We start from the raw sequence: 18764 nt of genomic DNA, 5'->3' as shown, positions 1-18764 counted from the left end.
CAGCCCGATGCAGCCGATCATGCCGCAGCCGGTGCCGTTTGCGTGCGTCAGCGACGCCGTCCCCACGCCAGCCAGCGCAACCCCAGCGCAAGCAGCAGGACTGCCACGCACGCGCCATAGCCGTACAGCGCCGGCAACACCTGCTGCCAGATCGCTCCGCTGGCCCGGCCGAACTGGTCGACCGTGGGCAGCTCCACCGCCTCGTAGCCGAGCACGGCCGCGCCCACCGTGGCGGCCGCGGCCGCGAGCAGCGCGGTCAGGTCGAACACGCGCCGCCCCAGGGTGCGCGGCAGGCTTTTCGGGTAGGCGAAATAGGCCCAGCCGAGCACGGCGAGCCAGGGGGCCAGCAGCAGCAGGGCGAGGTAGCGCATCGGGAATCAGTCCTGCGCAGCCAACTGGTCCAACGCCTGGCGCAGCCGTGCCAGCGCCTCGTCCGCCGCCCCCTCGCCGCTGCCCAGCTGCAGCTGGGCGACGGCGGCACCATCCAGTTCCAGCATCGTGCCTGCGGTCGAGGTCTGCACCACGGCCGCGGCCCCACCGAGCGAACGCAGCCGCTTCTGCACGACACCGGCCGCCTTCGGGTCCTCGAACGGCTGCGACAGCAGCAGCTCATCGCCGTCACCGGAGAACAGGCGGAAGCGGAAGCGGCCGTCGGCATCGCGGAAGCTGGCGAAGCGCGGCGGCTTGTCCGACTTCGGCGTCGCGGCCGCCGCCGGGGTCGCAACCGCCACGGCGGCGCCCGAACGCAGGCCGATCGCGTCGCGCAACTCGGCCACCAGCGGCCGGGCGATCGCCCGCGCCTTGCGGGCGCCCTCCTGCAGTGCCGCCTCGATCTGCGCCGGCTTCGCCATCAGGGCGTCGTAGCGCGCGCGCATCGGCGCGACATCGGCCTCGATGCGCTCGCACAGCACCTGCTTGGCCTCGCCCCAGCCGATGCCATCGATCAGCGCGGTGCGGAACGCCTGGCTCTCCGCCTCGCTGGCAAAGGCGCGGAAAATGGTGAACAGCGCCGAGCTGTCAGGATCCTTCGGCTCGCCCGGCATCCGCGAGTCGGTGACGATGCGCATGATCGCCTCGCGCATGCCCTTCGCTCCCGCGGCGAACAGCGGAATGGTGTTGTCGTAGCTCTTGGACATCTTGCGGCCGTCCAGGCCGGGCAGCGTCGCCACCTGATCCTCGATCAGCGCCTCCGGCAACACGAAGAAATCGCGGCCGTAGATGTGGTTGAAGCGCTGCGCGATGTCGCGCGCCATCTCGATGTGCTGGATCTGGTCTCGCCCCACCGGCACCTGGTGCGCGTTGAAGGCGAGGATGTCCGCGGCCATCAGCACCGGGTACATGTACAGGCCGGCGGTGATCCCTGCGTCGGCGTCCTCGCCCTCGGCGATGTTCTTGTCCACTGCCGCCTTGTAGGCGTGCGCGCGGTTGAGCAGGCCCTTGGCGGTGACGCAGGTGAGGAACCAGGTCAGCTCCGGGATCTCCGGGATGTCCGACTGGCGATAGAACGTGACGCGCTCCGGATCCAGCCCCGCGGCCAGCCAGGTCGCGGCGATCTCCAGCCGCGAGCGCTCGATGCGCGCCGGGTCGTCGCTCTTGATCAGCGCGTGGTAGTCGGCCATGAAGTAGAACGCATCCACCTCGGCGCGCTGGCTGGCGGCGATCGCCGGGCGGATCGCCCCGACGTAGTTGCCCAGGTGCGGCGTGCCGGTGGTGGTGATGCCGGTGAGGACTCGGGTCTGCATGCGTGGACGCTGCCGCTCAGTGGATCAGGGTGGACTTGCCGAACAGCGATTCGACCAGGTCCACTGCCAGCTTGGCGGTCTGGTTGCGCTTGTCGTAGGCCGGGTTGAGCTCGACGATGTCGAGCGAGCCGAGGCGGCCGGTGTCGGCGATCATCTCCATGCACAGCTGCGCCTCGCGGTAGTTCGGGCCGCCGCGCACCGTGGTGCCCACGCCCGGCGCGATGGTCGGGTCGAGGAAATCCACGTCGAAGCTCACGTGCAGGTGGGTGTCCTCGTCCATGCCGGACAGCGCCAGCTCCATCGTGCGCTTCATGCCGTTCTCGTCGATGTGGCGCATGTCGAACACCTGCACCTGGGCGTCGCGGATCAGCTGCTTCTCGATATCGTCCACCGAGCGGATGCCGATCTGCCGGAACACGTCCGGCGAGGTCGCCGGTACGTGGCCGCCGATCTGCACCAACTCCCTCGGGCCGTTGCCGCACAGGCAGGCCACCGGCATGCCGTGGATGTTGCCCGAGGGCGTGGCCAGCGCGGTGTTGAAATCCGAATGCGCGTCCAGCCAGAGCACGCGCAGCGACTTGCCCTGCGCCCGGCAGTGCGCGGCGACCGCGGCAATCGAGCCGATCGCCAGGCAGTGGTCGCCGCCGAGCATGATCGGCAGGTGCCCGGCCGCGAGCTCGGTCTGCACCGCGGTAAACACCGCCTGGTTCCAGGCGGCGACTTCGGCCAGGTGGCGGTAGCCATCCGTCGGCGGCTGCCACGGATTGAGCGGACCGACCAGGTTGCCCCGGTCGTGCACCTGCAGCCCGCGCCTGGTCAGCTTCTCGCCCAGCCGGGCCACACGCAAAGCCTCCGGCCCCATCGAAGCGCCACGATGACCCGCGCCGATATCGGTGGGAACGCCAATCAGGGAAATGCTCTGCTTGCTCATGATGCCTCGTCGTCTCGGTGCGTCCGCACCCCGTCTGACGGGGCGCGGGCGTTGCGCGGTGAAAGCGGGAACCGCGGCCCCGCCGTGCCGGACGTGCGAGGCACGCCCAGCATTTACGAACGCCCATTCTAACCCGCGTGAGGCGGCCTTTCAGGCGCATCGCACCGAGACCGGCCCGGCGACTCAAGTGACGCCATGTCGATGCCGAAAGCGTGACATGGCCCGGATCCGGCCCCGGCGAGGCCGCCCCGCCGACCGGAGCAGGTATCCGAACCATCTGAAATCCCCCTTGGAGGTCGCGAAGCTCCCGGAGTCCGCATGTCCACCTATCCAACGGCCAGGACGGTCGCGAAAGGGGTCCTGGCCATCACCTGGCCCTTCCTGTCGATCATCACGTTCCTCGTCCTGCTGTCCTTCTTCAGCATGGACACCCTCTCGGCCGCGCGCGCGTACGTCGGCGGCGAGAGCCTGTGGACCAAGGGACAGAAAGAAGCCGTGCGACAGCTGGAGCTGTATGTCCGCACCGGCGATGCGCGGCACTATGCGGGATACCTGCAGGCGATCGCGGTTCCGCTCGGCGACCATGCCGCACGGGTGGAGCTGGACAAGCCGGCACCGGACCCCGGCATCGTCGAGCACGGCTTCGGGCAGGGTGGCAATCATCCCGGCGATTTCCCGCGGATGATCCGGCTCTACCGCTATTTCCACGGCTACGGCCCGGTGGCGCGCGCCGTTGCCATCTGGCGCGAGGCGGACGCCCGGATCCTGGACCTGATGCGGGTCGCGACGGAGATCCGCGAGCAGGTCGAACATGGCGGGCAGGCGCGCGCCGTGCTGGCGCTGGAACGGGTCCGCGCCATCGATCGCGCCACCACTCCGCTGGAGAAGCAGTTCTCCGCCGCACTCGGCGAGGCGTCGCGCCAGGCCGAGGCCCTGCTGCAGCTGGTGACGCTGATGTGCGCAGCCCTGCTCACGGGGGCGGGACTGGTCCGGGCACGGGGTACCGTTGCCAGCGAGCGACGGATGGCGGCTTCGCTGGAATTCAGCGAGGCGCGGCAGAAGCTCGCCATCGCGGCCAGCAGGCACGGGATCTGGGACATCGACGTCGACCGGGCCGCCGTGCACGTCTCGCCGGGCTTCATGGCGGCATTGGGCTACCCGGGTTGGCCCGACCAGGTTCCGCTGGCGCGCATGCTGGAGCTGTTCCACCCCGTCGACCGCCCCCTGTTCGCCCGCCGCGTGAGCGTCGACGACAGCGACGACGACGGGCACGAATGCGACTACCGCCTGCTGTCGGCGCACGGCGAGATCCGCTGGATCCGCCTGCAGGGCGGGGCCATGCGCGACGAACACGGTCGGCGCACCCGCCTGGCCGGCGCGATGCGGGACATCACCGAGCAGCGACTGGCCGAGCAGCAGCTGTTCGAACAGAAGGCGCGGGCCCTCGTGACCCTGCAGTCGATCCGCGAGGCGGTCATCACCACCGACGCCCAGGGGCGGGTGGATTACATGAACCCGAGCGCCGAGGCACTGTTGCAGACCAGCGGGGAGTCCGTGCACGGCGCACCCGCGACGTCGCTGTGTCGCTTCATCGACGAGGCCTCGCGGCAGGAGCTGGACAACCCGGTCGCGCTGGCGCTGGCCGAGTCGCACCCGGTGACGCTGGCCGCCCGTGCCGCACTGCTGCTTCCCGACGGCAGCGAGATCCCCGCCGACGCCTCGTCTTCGCTGATCCTGGGCCAGGACGGCAGCACCCGGGGCGCGGTGCTGGTGCTGCGCGACGCGCGGCAGGAACGGGCCAGCGCCGCACAGATCACCTACCAGGCGACGCACGACCCGCTGACCGGCCTGATCAACCGCAGCGAGTTCGAACACCGCGTGGGCGCGGCGCTGGAGCAGGTCCGCCGCACCGGGGTACCCCATGCCCTGATGTTCCTCGACCTGGACCAGTTCAAGATCGTCAACGACACCTGCGGGCACGTCGCCGGCGACGAGTTGCTGCGCCAGCTTTCCTGCCTGATGCCGGGCAGCCTCCGCAACGGCGATACGCTGGCCCGGCTCGGCGGCGACGAATTCGGCGTACTGCTGCACGACTGCACGCTCCGGCATGCCGCGCGCGTCGCCGAAGCGCTGCGCGAACAGGTATCGCGCTTCCGCTTCTACGCCGATGGCCGCGCGTTCTCGGTCGGCGTGAGCATCGGACTGGTCGGCATCGGCACCGACTTCGAGGACTTGTCCGCGATCATCCGTGCGGCCGACGCGGCCTGCTATCTGGCCAAGGAAAAAGGACGCGACCGCATCCAGATCTACCGCGCCACCGATACCGACCTGAGCCGACGGCGCGGCATGGTGCAGTGGACGGCCCGCGTTCGCGAAGCACTGGATCAGGACCTTTTCTGTCTGTACGCGCAGCGGATCGAGCCTGCCGCCCCGGCCATCGGTGCCCCGTTGCACTTCGAGGTGCTGCTGCGCATGCGCGAACCGGGAGGCCGGCTGGTCCCGCCCTCGGTGTTCCTCCCCGCCGCCGAGCGCTACGGACTCATCCAGGCGGTGGATCGCTGGGTGGTCCGCGCCACCTTCAGGGCATTGCGACGGATCGGCATGGAGAACGTGCACACCTGTGCGATCAACCTTTCCGGCGCCAGCCTCGGCGATCTGCGCTTTGCCGAAAGCATCCTGGCCATGGCGGCGGAACAGCAGGTGTCGCCCGCACGCATCTGCTTCGAGGTCACCGAGACCGCCGTGATCTCGGAAATCTACAAGGCGCAGAAATTCATCGGACTCCTGCGCGCACGCGGGTTCCGCTTCGCGCTGGACGACTTCGGCTCCGGCATGGCGTCTTTCGGCTACCTCAAACATCTGCCGCTCGACTACCTGAAGATCGACGGCGCCTTCGTGCGCCAGATGCGCTCGGACCGGGCCGACCGCGCCATGGTCGATTCGATCAACCAGATCGGCAAGATCTTCGGCTTGCGGACGATCGCCGAGTTCGTCGAGAACGACGCGACTCGCGACCTGCTTCGCGAGATCGGCGTCGACTATGTCCAGGGGCACGGCGTGGCCCGTCCGATGCCGCTGGACGAACTGCTCGGGCAACGCAGCGATGGCACGACGCCCGCACCGCATTCGATGAAGCGGCCGGCCAGGAAGACCGGGCGGGACCCTACCCTGCCGGCAACTGGGCAACGTCCGGTCGAGCCGCGATCCGACGCGGGATAGGCAGCACCGCGCACCCGAAAGCGAAAAGGCCGCGCAAGCGCGGCCTTCGCTGCACAACCTGGTGCCGGCAGCAGGAATCGAACCCGCGACCTACTGATTACAAATCAGTTGCTCTACCAACTGAGCTATACCGGCATCGCCGCTCATTCTAGCAGGCGACGTGCGCCGCGCACCGGCTCAGAAGCAGCCGGTACTGTGCGAACCGACGGCCAGCTCGTGCACGCGCTGGCGCCAGGTTGCCGAGTTGGCATCGGGCACGACGACGTCGAGCCAGTACTCGGGCACGGTCTCCACCCGCTCGGTCATCTGGGCGGGGAAACCGGCCGCCACCAGGTCTTCGCGGCGCTTGCGCGCGTTGGCCGGATCCTTGAACAGGCCGAGCGAAATCGTGTTGGGCTGGTCGCCGGAGCTGACCACGAAATAGTCGCTGAAGTGCGCATCGGCGAGCCGCTGCGCCACGGCGAGCGCCTGCGCGCGACTGGTCTGCGCCGGCAGGTAGACCCACCAGCCACGCGACTGCTGCGACTGCTCCTGGCGCGACTGGCTGCGCGCCAGCTCCGGCGCCAGTCGTTCGCGCGCGCTGCGCAGGGACTGCAGGCTGGGGAACGGCCCCAGCGCCAGGCACTGGTAGCTTGCCGCGGTGGAGCCGCCGACCGGCTGGGGCGCCGACCGGCCGGCGGCCGGCGAAGAGGCGGCGATCGCGACGCCATCCGCTGCGGAAGGATCGGCCGGAGCGCTGGTGCCCTGCGCAGGAGTGGCGGCGGACAGGTCCGGCCGCTCGGTCAGCAGGTGCAGCACGGGCACGCCCGGATCGGCGGCGCTCGGCACGGTCACATCGTCCTGCCCGAGCACCAGCCAGGCACCCACGGCGATGTTGAGTGCGATCAGCAGAACGAACAGGAGTCGCAGGAACATCCAGAGATCTCTTCCGGTACTGCCGTGGATTCTAGTCGGCCACGACGGGCGGCAACGCGGTACCGCTCCACACTGCCAGGCCACGCAACACGCCATCGACCACCAGCTCGCCGGGCCGGGCGACGAGTTCCCGCAGCAGGGGCGCGTCGCCGCCGCCGAAGAGAAGGGTCGAACCGGCCCCGAGCATCGGCTCGACCTGCACCGCGAATCGCTCGACCAGCGCCACGCAGGCGCCCCAGCAACCGGAAGCGACCGCATCGGCGGTGTTGTCGGCCAGCGCGGCGACTTCGCCCGGGCGCTCCGGCCGCACCTGCACGGTGGCGCCGAGCAGGGAGTGCTGCATCAGCTGGGGCCCCGGCGCGATCAGCCCGCCCAGGTGGCGGCCATCACCGCGCAGGGCGTCCAGCGTGAGCGCGGTGCCGACGCCGACCAGTACACAGGGCGAGCGGCCGTCGGCATGCGCCGCGACCATGGCCAGGAAACGGTCCACGCCCAGGCGCGAGGGATCGGCGTAGGCGCTGCGCACGCCGCAGGCTTCGGCCGGACTGCGCACCCAGACGATCGCCCCCCCGCCGCACCGACGAACCTGCGCGTCGACCAGTCGCTCGCGTTCGCTGTCGACCACCGACGCGCCGAACACCGCCTCCGGCTCTGGCAGACCGGCCCAGGCGGCCGCCAGACGTTCGGCGACCGGCTCGGCCCAGGCGACCGCTCCCTCGCCGAGCCGCCGGCCCGCGTCCAGTGCCCACCACTTCAGCCGGGTATTGCCCAGATCGAGCAGCAGCCTCATGCGCGGCGCACCGTGACTTCGGCGCTGTCGATCCGCTGCATGCGGCCATCGTCCAGTCGCAGGCACAGCGCGCCACGTGCATCGACGCCGGCACCGGTGCCGCGCAGGTCGCCCTGTGCGCCACTGAGCGCCAACGGCTGGTCGCGCAGCAGATCGTGGCGGGCGTAGTCATCGACGAAGGCGGCGAAGCCGTCCCGCTCGAAAGCCTCCAGGCCCTCGGCCAGTGCCTCGATCAGGGCTGCCGCCGTGCGGATGCGCGAGGGCGGGTCGTCGCTGCACAGGCCGGCCAGATCGGCCACCGGCTGACCGGCCTGCTCGCGCAGCGCGGGCGTCAGTCGCAGGTTCAGGCCGATACCGATCACCGCCGCACAGGGGCCCTGGTATTCGCCGCTGACCTCGACCAGGATGCCGGCCAGCTTGCCGGCGTCGGCCAGCACATCGTTCGGCCACTTCAGCCCGGCGCCCCGCACTCCGAGCGCATCGAGCGCACGCATCGCGATCACGCCCACCGCCAGCGAGAGGCCGCCCAGCCCGGCCATCCCGGACTCGAAACGCTTCAGGCACGACAGGTACAGATTGAGCCCCGGCGGCGACAGCCAGGTACGTCCGCGTCGACCGCGACCGGCCGTCTGGGTCTCCGCCAGCACGATGCTGAGGTCGGGCGTCGCCGCACCGCGGCGCTGCAGCTCGCTGGATGTCGAGTCCAGCTCCCAGAACACCTCCAGCGCGCCGAGCCGGTTGCGCACGGATGACGGCAGCAGGGCTGCGATGCGGTCCGCGTCGAGCAAGTCCACCGCCCAGGGCAGGCAGTAGCCGGCGCTGCCGTGGGATTCGACCGGAACGCCACGGGCGCGCAAGGCCTCGACCTGTTTCCAGATCGCGGCGCGGGTCACCCCGGCGGCCTCGGCGAGCCGTGCACCGGACACGGGGTGGCCACCGGCCAGCGCGGCGAGCAGGTCAGGCGCTTGCATCGGGGGACGGGAGCGTGATCGGCACGAACGCACCGGGGGGAAACGGGATGGCATGCATGGCGGCCGATTCTATCCCGAGCTTTCGCGCAGCCCCATCCGGCGCGCCCCGACACCCGGGCGCGACACTGGCGGCGGGTCGGGCTTTCTGTCACCCTCGGTGGTCTGGATCATGCGAATCAAGGGGTTGAGTCGCCATGAACGCACCGCACTGGATCGTCGGAAGTGCCCTCGCGGCGGCCTTGTCGCTGCCCGCGCTCGCGTCCGCGGCGTCTTCGGATCTCGGCGGTCTCAACGGCGGCGGACAGCAGTCCAGCTCGGACAGCACGTCCTCACGAACCCTGGTCAACAGCACATCGGCATCCGGCGGTGGCGACGTCACCAGCCTCCCGCAGCACACCAGTGCAAGCGCTCCGGCGAGCAGCTCGAGCGACGCCGACAGCGATCCGACCGGCAACCTGCCCGTCAGCGGCAGCGCGCGCCAAGCCGCACCGCACCACGCCAGCCCGGGCTGGCAGTCGCTGCTGCCCGGCTCGATCCAGTAACCGCGGCTTCGCCGGTCAGCCCGGCGGCAGTTCCACGCTGAATCGCGCTCCGCCCAGTTCTGGCGAACGGTCCACGACCAGTTCGCCCCGATAGGCCCTGACGATGTCCTGCACGATGGACAGGCCGATGCCATGGCCCTGGACCCGCTCGTCGCCGCGCACGCCACGCTGCAGGATCCGCTCGATCTGGTCCGGCTCGATACCCGGGCCATCGTCCTCGACACTGAGCGACAGCCCGGGACGCTGCTTGCCCGGCTGGGTCCGTGCACTGGCCATCAGCAACACCCGGTGGCGCGACCACTTGAAGGCGTTCTCCAGCAGGTTGCCCATCAGCTCGAGCAGGTCACCCTGCTCGCCGTAGAAGGCAACGCCCTCCTCGATCTCGAACTCGCACAGCACGTTCTTTGCCGCGTAGACCTTTTCCAGGCTCTGCACCAGGTCTTCGGCATGCCCACCGAGCGGGATCGCCGTGGCGAACGGCTGGCGCCCGGTCGTGGCCGCCCGCGCGAGCTGATAGGCGACCAGCTCGTCCATGCGGCGAACCTGGTCCAGCACGTCATGGGCCAGCTGGGGGGCTTCGCTGGAAGACTCCAGCCGGGAGCGGATCACCGCCAGCGGCGTCTTCAGGCTGTGCGCCAGGTCGGCCAGCGTGTTGCGGTAGCGCGTGCGCTGTTCGCGCTCGCTCTCGATGAAACCGTTGATGCGCTCGGTGAGTCCGGTCAGTTCGAGCGGGTACTGGCTGTCCAGCGAATCGCTCTTGCCGCGTTCGACCCGGCTCATGTCCGCCGCCACCTTGCGCAGCGGCGTGAGGCTCCAGCGCAGCAGCAGCATCTGCAGCACGATCAGCATCACCCCGAGGGTCGAGAGATAGACGATCAGCGAGCGCCGGTAGGTCGCGTTCTCGCCCTTGAACTGGTCCTCGGTCTGGGCGACGGTGAACGTCAGTGGCACCTTCCGGTCGTCCTGCGACTCGAACACCACGCCGTAGCTGTAGTAGTACAGCCGACCCATGCGGGTATCGATCGGTCCGACGAAGCGCGTCTCGCCCGGCTTCAGCGGTGACAGGAAGCCGAAGTCCCGGCCGATCGCCGAGGAGGATTCCCAGTGGAACCCGTTCTCGCCGGTCGCTACCGCATACAGCCCGGAACCGGGGCGCGAGAAGCTCGGATCCGGCGAGGAGTACGGCATCAGCAGCCGCCCGTTGCGGCCCACGTCGATCAGCGCCAGATAGGCCAGCACGTCGTTTTCCAGCCGGTCGCGCAGCCCGCTCAGTGCGGTCTGGTATTTGGCCTGGGACAGGGTGACGCCGATGATGCCGAGGAAGCCGGCCAGCGCCAGGCCGGTCGCCATCGCCGCACGCGCCGCCAGCGACAGCGGGCGGCGCGTGGACGAGGGCTCAGTCCTCGTCGCCGTCGCTTCGGGGGATGGCAAAACGGTATCCGCGTCCACGTACGGTCTCGATGGGTTTGATGGTGCTCTCGGGATCGAGCTTGCGGCGCAGGCGACCGATGAACACCTCGAGCACGTTGGAGTCGCGGTCGAAATCCTGCTGGTAGATGTGCTCGGTCAGGTCGGCCTTGGAGACCAGTTCGCCGGCGTGCAGCATCAGATATTCGAGCACCTTGTACTCGTAGCTGGTGAGGTCGACCACCTTGCCCTCGACCGAGACCGTCTGCGCGGTGGTGTCGAGCTTGATCGGGCCACAGGCGAGCACCGGCTTGGACCAGCCGCTGGCGCGGCGCACCAGGGCGTTGATGCGCGCCAGCAGCTCCTCGACATGGAACGGCTTGACCAGGTAGTCGTCGGCACCGTGCTTGAGCCCTTCCACCTTGTCCTGCCAGCCGCCGCGGGCGGTCAGGATCAGGATCGGGTAGCGCTGGCCGGCCTCGCGCAGCGACTTGATCAGGTCCATGCCGGACATCTTCGGCAGGCCCAGATCGATGATCGCCAGGTCGAACGGCACCTCGCGACCCAGATACATGCCCTCCTCGCCATCCTGGGCGGTGTCCACGGCGAACCCGTCGCGCTTCAGCCGCGCGGCAAGCGTCTCACGCAGCGGAGCCTCGTCCTCCACCAAAAGGATGCGCATCAGTGTTTCTCCTTGTTGCCCCGGCCGTTTCCGGCCGGATTCTTGGTTGACTGGGCCGGCGCCGGGCGCCGGTCCGATTCGGAGGGCACCGTGACGGTGCGGACGTAACCGCCGGGCGTGAGTACCTTGATGCGGTACTCGGTCCTGCGCCCGAACTCGCGGCGATCCGCCGACAGCACCTTGCCCCCCGTGTCGTGCTGCACCTGCTCCACCGCCTGGTCCAGCGTGAGATTCGTGTCCTGCTTGGCCAGGCAGGGACCAGCGGCCGCCAACAACAGCGGCACGACCAGCAGGCGCGTCAGGATAAGCGTCTTGGGTGTCATACGTTCGTGATCCGACCTCGACGGGGAATCCGAGGAGCGCCCGAGGTTAAGGGCCGCGGCCTGAATAGTGGCCCGAACGACACCCCCTGTCATGCCGCGACGCGTACCGGATCCATCGCCTCTTCCAGCAGACTCCAGCCCGCCCCCGGTCGATGGGCCCCCTCGCTCAGTATGCGGCGGAAAGCGCGCGCCCCCGGCTGACCCTGATAGAGACCCAGCAGGTGCCGGGTGATGTGCTTCAGCGCCGTGCCCCGGGCCAGCTCCGCCTCCACGTAGGGCCGCAGGTGGCTCAGCACCGCCTCGCGGGCCGGCAGCGGTTCGCCGTACAGGGCGGTCTCCAGTTCCGCCAGCAGGAAAGGATCGTGGTACGCCGCCCGCCCGAGCATCACGCCATCGACGGACTGCAGGTGCTCGCGCACCTGGGCCACCGTGGTGATGCCACCGTTGATCACCACGGTGAGGCCGGCGAACTCCCGCTTGAGGCGGTAGACCCGGTCGTAATCCAGCGGCGGGATCTCGCGGTTCTCCTTCGGGCTCAGCCCCTGCAGCCACGCCTTGCGGGCATGCACGACAAGGATCTGCACACCGGCCTCCACCATCGCCTCGGTGAAGCGCTGCAGGCCGGCGTAAGCGTCCTGGTCGTCCACCCCGATGCGGCATTTGACCGTGACCGGAATGCTTGAGCCCGCGGCCTGCACAGCATCACGCATGGCCCGGACGCACTGTCCCACCAGCCCCGGGTCCAGCATCAGGCAGGCACCGAAGCGGCCGGACTGGACGCGATCGGAGGGGCAGCCGACGTTGAGGTTGATCTCGTCGTAGCCGGCCTGGGCGCCGAACACCGCGGCCTGCGCCAGCTCTTCCGGCTCGCTGCCGCCCAGCTGCAGTGCCACGGGGTGTTCCTGCTGGCTGTGCTCGAGCAGCCGGAGCTGCCCGCCGCGCACCAGCGCCGCGCTGGTGACCATTTCCGTGTAAAGCCGCGCGTGGGGGGACAGCAGACGGTGGAAATACCGGCAATGCCGGTCGGTCCAGTCCATCATCGGGGCGACACAGACGCGCCAGGGGGTGGCAGAGGGCGGGATCGCGATTGGCATCGGCATATGGTCGCCGAAAACCGACCGCTTGGGGTCGGAACCGATCTGCGCTCCCGGCACCCCGGCATGGCTCCCGGAAACAATTGGCTGCTAATATCCGGTTAACAACGAGTCAATGGAACTGGTTCACATTTATGAAGATCTATCAGGCTCTACTTGCAGCGCTCTTCAGCCTCGTGCTCGCCGCATGTGCGACCACCCAGGGCTCGACCGACGCGCCCGTGTTCAACCCCGATGCGCAGGCCATGACGCAGTACCACATCGGCGTCGATGACCTGCTCGAAGTCTCGGTCTGGAACAATCCCGACCTCAGCGTGAAGGTGCCGGTCCGTCCGGACGGCCGCATCACGGTGCCACTGATCGGAGACGTGGTGGCGGGCGGCAAGACGCCGGACCAGGTGTCGGCCGACATCAAGGAGCGCCTGAAGAGCTTCATCCGCGATCCGCAGGTGGCGGTCATCGTGACCGAGCTGCGCAGCCACGAGTATCTGCTGCGGGTCCGCGTGACCGGCGCTGTACGCAATCCGGTCTCGATTCCCTACCACCAGGGCATGACGGTGCTCGATGCGGTGTTGGCCGCAGGCGGCATCACCGAGTTCGCGGCACCGGACCGGACCGAGCTCTATCGCAAGACCAAGTCGACCACCTCGTCCTACGCGGTGCAGCTGGGTCAGATCCTTCAGGACGGCAAGCTGGGCACCAACTATCCGGTCCAGCCGGGCGACGTCATCACCGTGCCGCAGCGCTCGTTCTGAACCAGGAAAGCCCGACAGGGGGAGCGGTACTCATGAAGGACGAACAACCGAGCCTGCAGTCCTTGCTACCGGTGCTGTTGACCGAGGCGAGGCGCCGGCTGGGCACGATGATCCTGATCTTCGTGGTGATCGCGCTCGGCGCGCTCGCACTGGGTCTTGCGTGGCCAAAGCGCTACGACGCGAGCACCACGATCCTCGCGCAGGAGAGCAGCATCATCACGCCGCTGATGGAGGGCGCCGCCTCGCCGACGGGCACCAAGAATCGCGCCAACATCGCGCGTGACGTGATCTTCAGTCGCCCGGTGATGAACCAGGTGCTCGCCGACGCCGGTCTGCTCCAGGACAAACCGTCCCCGGCCGAGATCGACCGCATCATCGACGGCATCAAGGCTCGCACCGTGGTCAATCTGAGCCACGGCAACCTGATCACCATCAGCTATCACGATTCCGATCCGAAGCGCGCGTTCGAGGTGACCCGCGACTTCAGCAAGCTGTTCATCAGCGAAAGCCTCGCGTCCAAGCAGCGCGAGAGCCGCGACGCGTACAAGTTCATCGACAGCCAGGTCGAGGCGTACCGGCAGAAACTGACGGCCGCCGAGGAAAACCTCAAGCGCTATCGCGAGAACAACATCGACGCGCGGCCCGGCAGCGACGCCAACATCAATTCGCGCATCAGCGAGCTGCGCACCCAGGTGGAGACCGCCAAGCTCGACCTGATGCAGAAGCGCTCGCAGGAAGCGTCGCTGATGTCCCAGCTCTCGGGCGAATCCGAAGTGACCGCCGTGCAGACCACCGACGGCGTCTACCGCGCCCAACTGGCCGACCTGCAGGCGAAACTGGACAAGCTGCTGCTCAACTACACCAACGAATATCCGGACGTGGTGCGGACCCGCCACCAGATGGACGACATCAAACGGCAGATCCAGGCCGAAGACGCCAAGCGGCAGGCCGCCAAGCTCGCCGGCACACCAGTGGCGATCGACGGCAATGCGCAGTTCAACCCGCTGTACCAGCAACTGAAGAGCCAGCTCGCCGCGCTGCGCGGAGACATCGCCGCCACCGGCGCGCGCCTGAGCGCCAGCCAGGCCATGCTCAACGACGAGCTCGAGCGCGCCAAGCGCGTGGCCGGTTCGGAGAACGTGGTCGCCGAGCTGACCCGCGATTACGACGTCAACCGCGACGTCTACCAGGATCTGCTCAAGCGCCGGGAGAACGCGCGCGTCTCGATGAACCTGGACGCCACCCAGCAGGGACTGAACTTCATCGTGCAGGACCCCGCCACGCTGCCGCTGGCGCCATCCGGACTGCGCTTCATCCATTTCGCCCTGGTCGGCATCGTGATGGCCATCGGCGTACCGCTCGGACTGCTGTTCCTGCTGGTACGGTTCGATCCCCGCGTCCGCTCGGCCGAACAGCTCGAGCAGCTCACCGGGCTGCCCATGCTGGCGACCATTCCGTACTACCAGGCGCCGCAGGACCGTCGTCGCCAGCAGATGCAGTTCATCCTGCTGGGAGCGGTCGCCTTCGCCATCGTGCTGGCCTACCTCGTTTCGGTATGGATCAACCTGAGGGCTGCAGCATGAACATGCGCGACGACCATACCGGGGAAGGCCAGTTGCCGGTCGGTTCCAACAACGGACCGGGCGACCAGCTTCCGCGCAAGAGCGACAGCCAGTCGATCGCACTCATGGAGGAGACGCGTGCCCTGGTGCCGTCCCAGCTCGAGCAGCGGCGGCTGATCCATGCCGAGCAGTCCTCGCGCAGCCAGGCCGACGTGTTCCGCGAGATCCGCACCCGGCTCCTGGAACTGGCCAACGACCAGAACTTCATCACCCTGGTGGTGGCCGTGAGCCCCGGCTGCGGCGCAAGCTTCGTGGCGCGCAACCTGGCCGCGGCCTTTGCATTCGACCAGTCCAAGACCAGCCTGCTGATCGACTGCAACCTGCGCTATCCCGAGCAGCACCGCGTGCTCGGTGTGGATACCGACAACGGCGGCCTGATCGACTTCCTCGACCATCCCTCGCGCGGAATCCAGTCGGTGATCTATCCGACCGTGCTGCGCCACGTGCGGCTGATTCCCGCCGGCACTGCGCGCGAGAATGTCGGCGAGTACTTTTCCTCGTTCCGCATGCGGGCGATGGTGGACTCGCTGCGGAGCCGCTACAACGACCGCTACATTTTCCTCGACGGCCCTGCCGTGAAGGGGTCGCCGGATGCCCGCATCCTGGCCGAACTGGCGGACTTCGTCGTGCTCGTGGCCGGCTACGGCAAGGACACACCCGCAGCGATCATGCAGGCCGCCAGCAGGTTCGACCGGTCCAAGCTGGCGGGCGTGATCTTCAACCAGGCTCCTTGAGAGGACGACTGGCCAAGGTTTTCGCGTGATACCCGCGCGACGCCCGCAAGGGCGGCGCGGCCCAAAACAGGGGAGCAGGTGAGCTGTTTTCCATCGGCATGCCCGGTGGGAGAAGCACGCGCATCCCCGCATCCTGGCCCGGAAGGGGTAAGACTATGTCCGCACATCATCGCTGCTCACGGCGCATCCTCGCCGCCACGATCACCAGCCTGTTCGCCTGCGCCGGAGCCCGGGCCGGGCAACTGGATTACACCCTTTACACCGGCATCGAGCACAGCGACAACATCACGCTGAGCGCGACCGATCCGATCAGCCAGAGCACGCTGATTCCGGGCGCCACGTTCCGCTTCGACCAGCAGGGCGAGGACCTGCAGGCCCATGTGCTCGGCAGCATCGAATACCGGGACTACCTCGGTTCGCGTTTCAGCAACCAGACCCAGACCCAGCTCTCCGGCCAGGCCAACTGGTCCATTTCGCCGCAGCGCCTGGATTTCGTGGTAGAGGATTACGCCGCGGTGCAGCCGGTCGACTCGACGGTCAGCAATTCGCCGACCAACCTCCAGCAGACCAACGTGCTCAGCCTGGGGCCGACCCTGCGCTTCGATCTCGCGTCGGCCTGGCATGGCCAGGTGGATGCCCGCTACATCGACAGCCGGGCGCAGAAGACCAAGCAGTTCGACTCGCAGCGCGGCCAGTTCGCCGCCCGGCTGATCCACGACTTCAGCCACAGCGACGTGGGATCGCTGAACGCCGAGACCCAGAAGGTCCACTACACCTCGGCGCTGCCGGGATCGGATTACCGACGCGACCAGTTCTTCGGCCGCTACCAGGGCAGCTCCGCCCATACCGAGCTGGACGTGTCGGCCGGCTGGACGCACCTTCAGTTCGACCAGGGCTCGCCCCGCTCGTATTCCGGCTCGATGCTGAGCGCCACCGGTACCTGGCACCCCAGCGAGACCAATTCGCTGAGCGTGAACCTGGCGCGGCAATACACCGATGCGGCGCAGAGCATGCTCGAGCCGGACCTCACCTCGCCGGTCGAGGGGCGTGGCGGCATCGTGACCGGGCAGACCGTGGTGGGGCCGCAGGTCTATCTGGAGCGCCGTGGCGAGCTCGCCTATGCCTGGCGCTCGGACCGCCTGACGTTCTCGCTCGCTCCCTACTATCGCAAGCTGAGCTACGTGAACGACACGACCTACGATCAGGTCGGCAAGGGCGCCAACGTCGGTCTGGACTACAAGTTCCGTCCCACGCTGCTGCTCTCGGCCTATGTCAACGGCGAGCGGCTGCGCTACGACACCCTCAATCGCCTGGACCGCACGGTCAGCTACGAGGTCGCCCTTACCGACCAGCGCACGGTGCACTGGTCGTGGCGCGTGTCCTTCCTGCACCAGCAGCGGCATAGCGACGCGGCGGGCCAGAGCTTTCACGAGAACCGGATCTATGTCGGGGTGATCTTCCGGCGATGAGTGGCGAGCTCCTCAAGGAGATACCCGGTTACTTCGGGCCGCAAGGATCGCTGTTCGGCCTCATGGCCGAACCGGCCTACCCGCCCAGCACAGCGGTCCTGCTCTGCCCACCGCTGGGGCAGGACCTGATCCGCAGCCATCGCCTGTACCGCCAGCTCGCGCACATGTTCGTACGGCGGGGACTGGCCGTCATGCGCTTCGACTACTACGGCAGCGGCGACTCCTGCGGCGACGCCGACCAGACCACGCTCGCCCGCTGCGTCGATGACGCCCTGGTCGCGGCCGGGGAACTGCGCCAGCGTAGCCGCTGCCGCCGCCTGCTCGCCTTCGGCGCACGGCTCGGCGGCAGCGTCGCGCTGCAGGCGCATGACCGGCAGCCGTTCGACGCGCTGATGCTGTGCGATCCGATCCTCGATGGCGTCGCGCATCGGGCGCAGCTCGAGGCGTTGCATGCCGAGATGCTTGCCGACACCCGCCGCTTCGCCCGTCCGCGGACTGCGGCGGAAGGTGCCGGCCAGTGGCTGGGCTTTCCGCACGGCGAACAATTCGGGGACGAGCTGGCGGCGATGCACCTGTCCGTTCCTCCTGCCGCGTTGCTGCTCGACTCGGCCCACGTGTTCCCCCGCGCCGGAAACATCGTGGCGCTGGACGAGCCGCTCGGCTGGGACGACCTCGACCGCCTCGAGGTGGCCATCCAGTCGCACGAGCTGATCGCCCGCGTGCAGCGCCATATGGAGACGCTGCAATGACGGAGGCGGCCTACCGCTTCGGCCGACACGATCACCTGATCGGGGTGCTCTCCACGCCGGACTCCCGCGACGCTGCCGCGCCCCGTCCGGGAATCATCCTGCTCAACGCGGGACTGGTGCATCGCATCGGCCCCTTCCGGATGACGGTGGAGCTGGCGCGTATGCTTGCCGGTCAGGGATACGCGGCGCTCCGGTTCGACCTTTCCACCATCGGCGACAGCAGCGGCACCGCCGACGCCGGCTCGCGCGAGGACCAGGTGCTGGCCGATGTGCAGGACGCCATGGCGGTACTGCAGCAGCATGCCGGCTGCTCGCGCTTCGTGTTGATGGGTCTTTGCTCCGGGGCGCAGAACGCCCACCACGTGGCGAGCATCGACCCGCGCGTGGTCGGCACCGTGTTCATGGATGGCTACGCGTACCGGACGCGCGGCTTCTACCTGCGTCACTACCTGCCGCGGCTGCTCCACCCCGTCCGGGTGGTCCGGGCGGCCTGGCGGCAGCTGCGACGCATCGGCCGGCGAGACGATGTGGACCTGCCGGGCTTCGCCGTGGAATGGCCGTCCAGGCAGCAGGTGATCTCGGAACTGACCGGCATGGCGCAGCAGGGCCGGAAGCTCTGCTTCATCTACAGCGGCGGCGCCCTGGGCTATTTCAACCACCCACGGCAGTTCGGCGAGTGTTTCGGCTCGCTTGCCGCCGATCCGAACGTGCAGGTGCGGACATTCCCGGAGGCCGACCACACCTTCATCCTGGCAGGCGACCGGGCACGGCTGCGGGAGTTTATCGCCGACTGGATGCAGCAGTCGTTCTGATCCCGCG

The 18764-nt window shown here is 68.5% G+C and carries 18 protein-coding genes and 1 tRNA gene; 8 read left to right on the top strand and 11 right to left on the bottom strand.

Annotation, left to right across the window (positions count from 1 at the left end; translation table 11 throughout):
• Nucleotides 1-47 precede the first annotated feature (47 nt).
• Genes ATSB10_RS17390 through rocF form a run of 3 tightly spaced genes read right to left on the bottom strand, consistent with a single transcriptional unit; the run spans nt 48 to nt 2673 of the window.
• Entirely contained in the window at nt 48-371 is a 324-nt protein-coding gene (locus ATSB10_RS17390; protein ID WP_063673981.1) for a hypothetical protein, read from the bottom strand.
• Between the two features lie 6 nt (nt 372-377).
• On the bottom strand, nt 378-1742 hold the full coding sequence (locus ATSB10_RS17385) for a tryptophan--tRNA ligase (protein WP_063673980.1): 1365 nt from the start codon (nt 1740-1742) through the stop codon (nt 378-380).
• Between the two features lie 16 nt (nt 1743-1758).
• Nucleotides 1759-2673, bottom strand: a complete 915-nt coding sequence (gene rocF, locus ATSB10_RS17380; protein ID WP_063673979.1) for an arginase — start codon at nt 2671-2673, stop codon at nt 1759-1761.
• 318 nt (nt 2674-2991) lie between these two features.
• On the opposite strand from rocF, the gene ATSB10_RS17375 reads away from it, so the two are divergent.
• Nucleotides 2992-5892, top strand: coding sequence for an EAL domain-containing protein (locus tag ATSB10_RS17375; protein WP_063673978.1), 2901 nt, complete (start codon nt 2992-2994; stop codon nt 5890-5892).
• Nucleotides 5893-5951: 59 nt separating this feature from the next.
• Here ATSB10_RS17375 and ATSB10_RS17370 read toward each other — a convergent pair.
• The 4 genes from ATSB10_RS17370 to ATSB10_RS17355 all read right to left on the bottom strand — a co-directional run bounded on the left by ATSB10_RS17370 (nt 5952) and on the right by ATSB10_RS17355 (nt 8568).
• Nucleotides 5952-6027 (bottom strand) — tRNA-Thr (locus ATSB10_RS17370).
• A 42-nt stretch (nt 6028-6069) separates the two neighbouring features.
• Nucleotides 6070-6807 (bottom strand): SPOR domain-containing protein, encoded by a 738-nt coding sequence (locus ATSB10_RS17365; RefSeq protein WP_063673977.1) that lies wholly within the window; start codon nt 6805-6807, stop codon nt 6070-6072.
• A gap of 31 nt (nt 6808-6838) precedes the next feature.
• Entirely contained in the window at nt 6839-7597 is a 759-nt protein-coding gene (locus ATSB10_RS17360) for a type III pantothenate kinase (RefSeq protein WP_063673976.1), read from the bottom strand.
• The gene (locus ATSB10_RS17355) at nt 7594-8568 is read right to left on the bottom strand and encodes a biotin--[acetyl-CoA-carboxylase] ligase (protein ID WP_063673975.1); all 975 of its coding nucleotides are present in this window, start codon (nt 8566-8568) and stop codon (nt 7594-7596) included. The genes ATSB10_RS17360 and ATSB10_RS17355 overlap by 4 nt, the downstream gene beginning before the upstream one ends.
• 194 nt (nt 8569-8762) lie before the next feature.
• On the opposite strand from ATSB10_RS17355, the gene ATSB10_RS17350 reads away from it, so the two are divergent.
• Nucleotides 8763-9110, top strand: coding sequence for a hypothetical protein (locus tag ATSB10_RS17350; protein ID WP_063673974.1), 348 nt, complete (start codon nt 8763-8765; stop codon nt 9108-9110).
• Between the two features lie 15 nt (nt 9111-9125).
• Here the strand turns inward: ATSB10_RS17350 and ATSB10_RS17345 are convergent, their stop codons facing one another.
• The 4 genes from ATSB10_RS17345 to dusA form a co-directional block, all read right to left on the bottom strand.
• Nucleotides 9126-10541, bottom strand: a complete 1416-nt coding sequence (locus ATSB10_RS17345; RefSeq protein ID WP_063673973.1) for an ATP-binding protein — start codon at nt 10539-10541, stop codon at nt 9126-9128.
• Nucleotides 10507-11199: a response regulator transcription factor gene (locus tag ATSB10_RS17340; RefSeq protein WP_017460552.1), complete on the bottom strand. Its 693-nt coding sequence runs from the start codon at nt 11197-11199 to the stop codon at nt 10507-10509. The genes ATSB10_RS17345 and ATSB10_RS17340 overlap by 35 nt, the downstream gene beginning before the upstream one ends.
• On the bottom strand, nt 11199-11522 hold the full coding sequence (locus ATSB10_RS17335) for a PepSY domain-containing protein (RefSeq protein ID WP_017460551.1): 324 nt from the start codon (nt 11520-11522) through the stop codon (nt 11199-11201). Before ATSB10_RS17335 ends, ATSB10_RS17340 begins: the two co-directional genes overlap by 1 nt.
• Before the next feature lie 89 nt (nt 11523-11611).
• Nucleotides 11612-12622: a tRNA dihydrouridine(20/20a) synthase DusA gene (dusA, locus tag ATSB10_RS17330; RefSeq protein WP_425478138.1), complete on the bottom strand. Its 1011-nt coding sequence runs from the start codon at nt 12620-12622 to the stop codon at nt 11612-11614.
• A 128-nt stretch (nt 12623-12750) separates the two neighbouring features.
• On the opposite strand from dusA, the gene ATSB10_RS17325 reads away from it, so the two are divergent.
• The 6 genes from ATSB10_RS17325 (at nt 12751) to ATSB10_RS17300 (ending at nt 18757) form a co-directional block, all read left to right on the top strand.
• Nucleotides 12751-13371 (top strand): XrtA/PEP-CTERM system exopolysaccharide export protein, encoded by a 621-nt coding sequence (locus ATSB10_RS17325; RefSeq protein WP_063673972.1) that lies wholly within the window; start codon nt 12751-12753, stop codon nt 13369-13371.
• Between the two features lie 32 nt (nt 13372-13403).
• Nucleotides 13404-14954, top strand: a complete 1551-nt coding sequence (locus tag ATSB10_RS17320; protein WP_063673971.1) for an XrtA system polysaccharide chain length determinant — start codon at nt 13404-13406, stop codon at nt 14952-14954.
• Entirely contained in the window at nt 14951-15727 is a 777-nt protein-coding gene (locus ATSB10_RS17315) for a P-loop NTPase family protein (protein WP_063673970.1), read from the top strand. The genes ATSB10_RS17320 and ATSB10_RS17315 overlap by 4 nt, the downstream gene beginning before the upstream one ends.
• Before the next feature lie 155 nt (nt 15728-15882).
• Nucleotides 15883-17196 (top strand): porin family protein, encoded by a 1314-nt coding sequence (locus tag ATSB10_RS17310; protein ID WP_063673969.1) that lies wholly within the window; start codon nt 15883-15885, stop codon nt 17194-17196.
• Nucleotides 17193-17945 carry a serine aminopeptidase domain-containing protein gene (locus ATSB10_RS17305; RefSeq protein WP_063673968.1) on the top strand — a complete coding sequence of 251 codons (753 nt, stop codon included), beginning with the start codon at nt 17193-17195 and terminating at the stop codon, nt 17943-17945. Before ATSB10_RS17310 ends, ATSB10_RS17305 begins: the two co-directional genes overlap by 4 nt.
• Nucleotides 17942-18757 (top strand): dienelactone hydrolase family protein, encoded by an 816-nt coding sequence (locus ATSB10_RS17300; RefSeq protein WP_063673967.1) that lies wholly within the window; start codon nt 17942-17944, stop codon nt 18755-18757. Before ATSB10_RS17305 ends, ATSB10_RS17300 begins: the two co-directional genes overlap by 4 nt.
• Nucleotides 18758-18764: the final 7 nt, after the last annotated feature.

This window comes from Dyella thiooxydans, from assembly GCF_001641285.1.
Lineage (GTDB): Bacteria > Pseudomonadota > Gammaproteobacteria > Xanthomonadales > Rhodanobacteraceae > Dyella_A > Dyella_A thiooxydans.
This window is presented reverse-complemented; position numbering and strand designations above follow the sequence as displayed.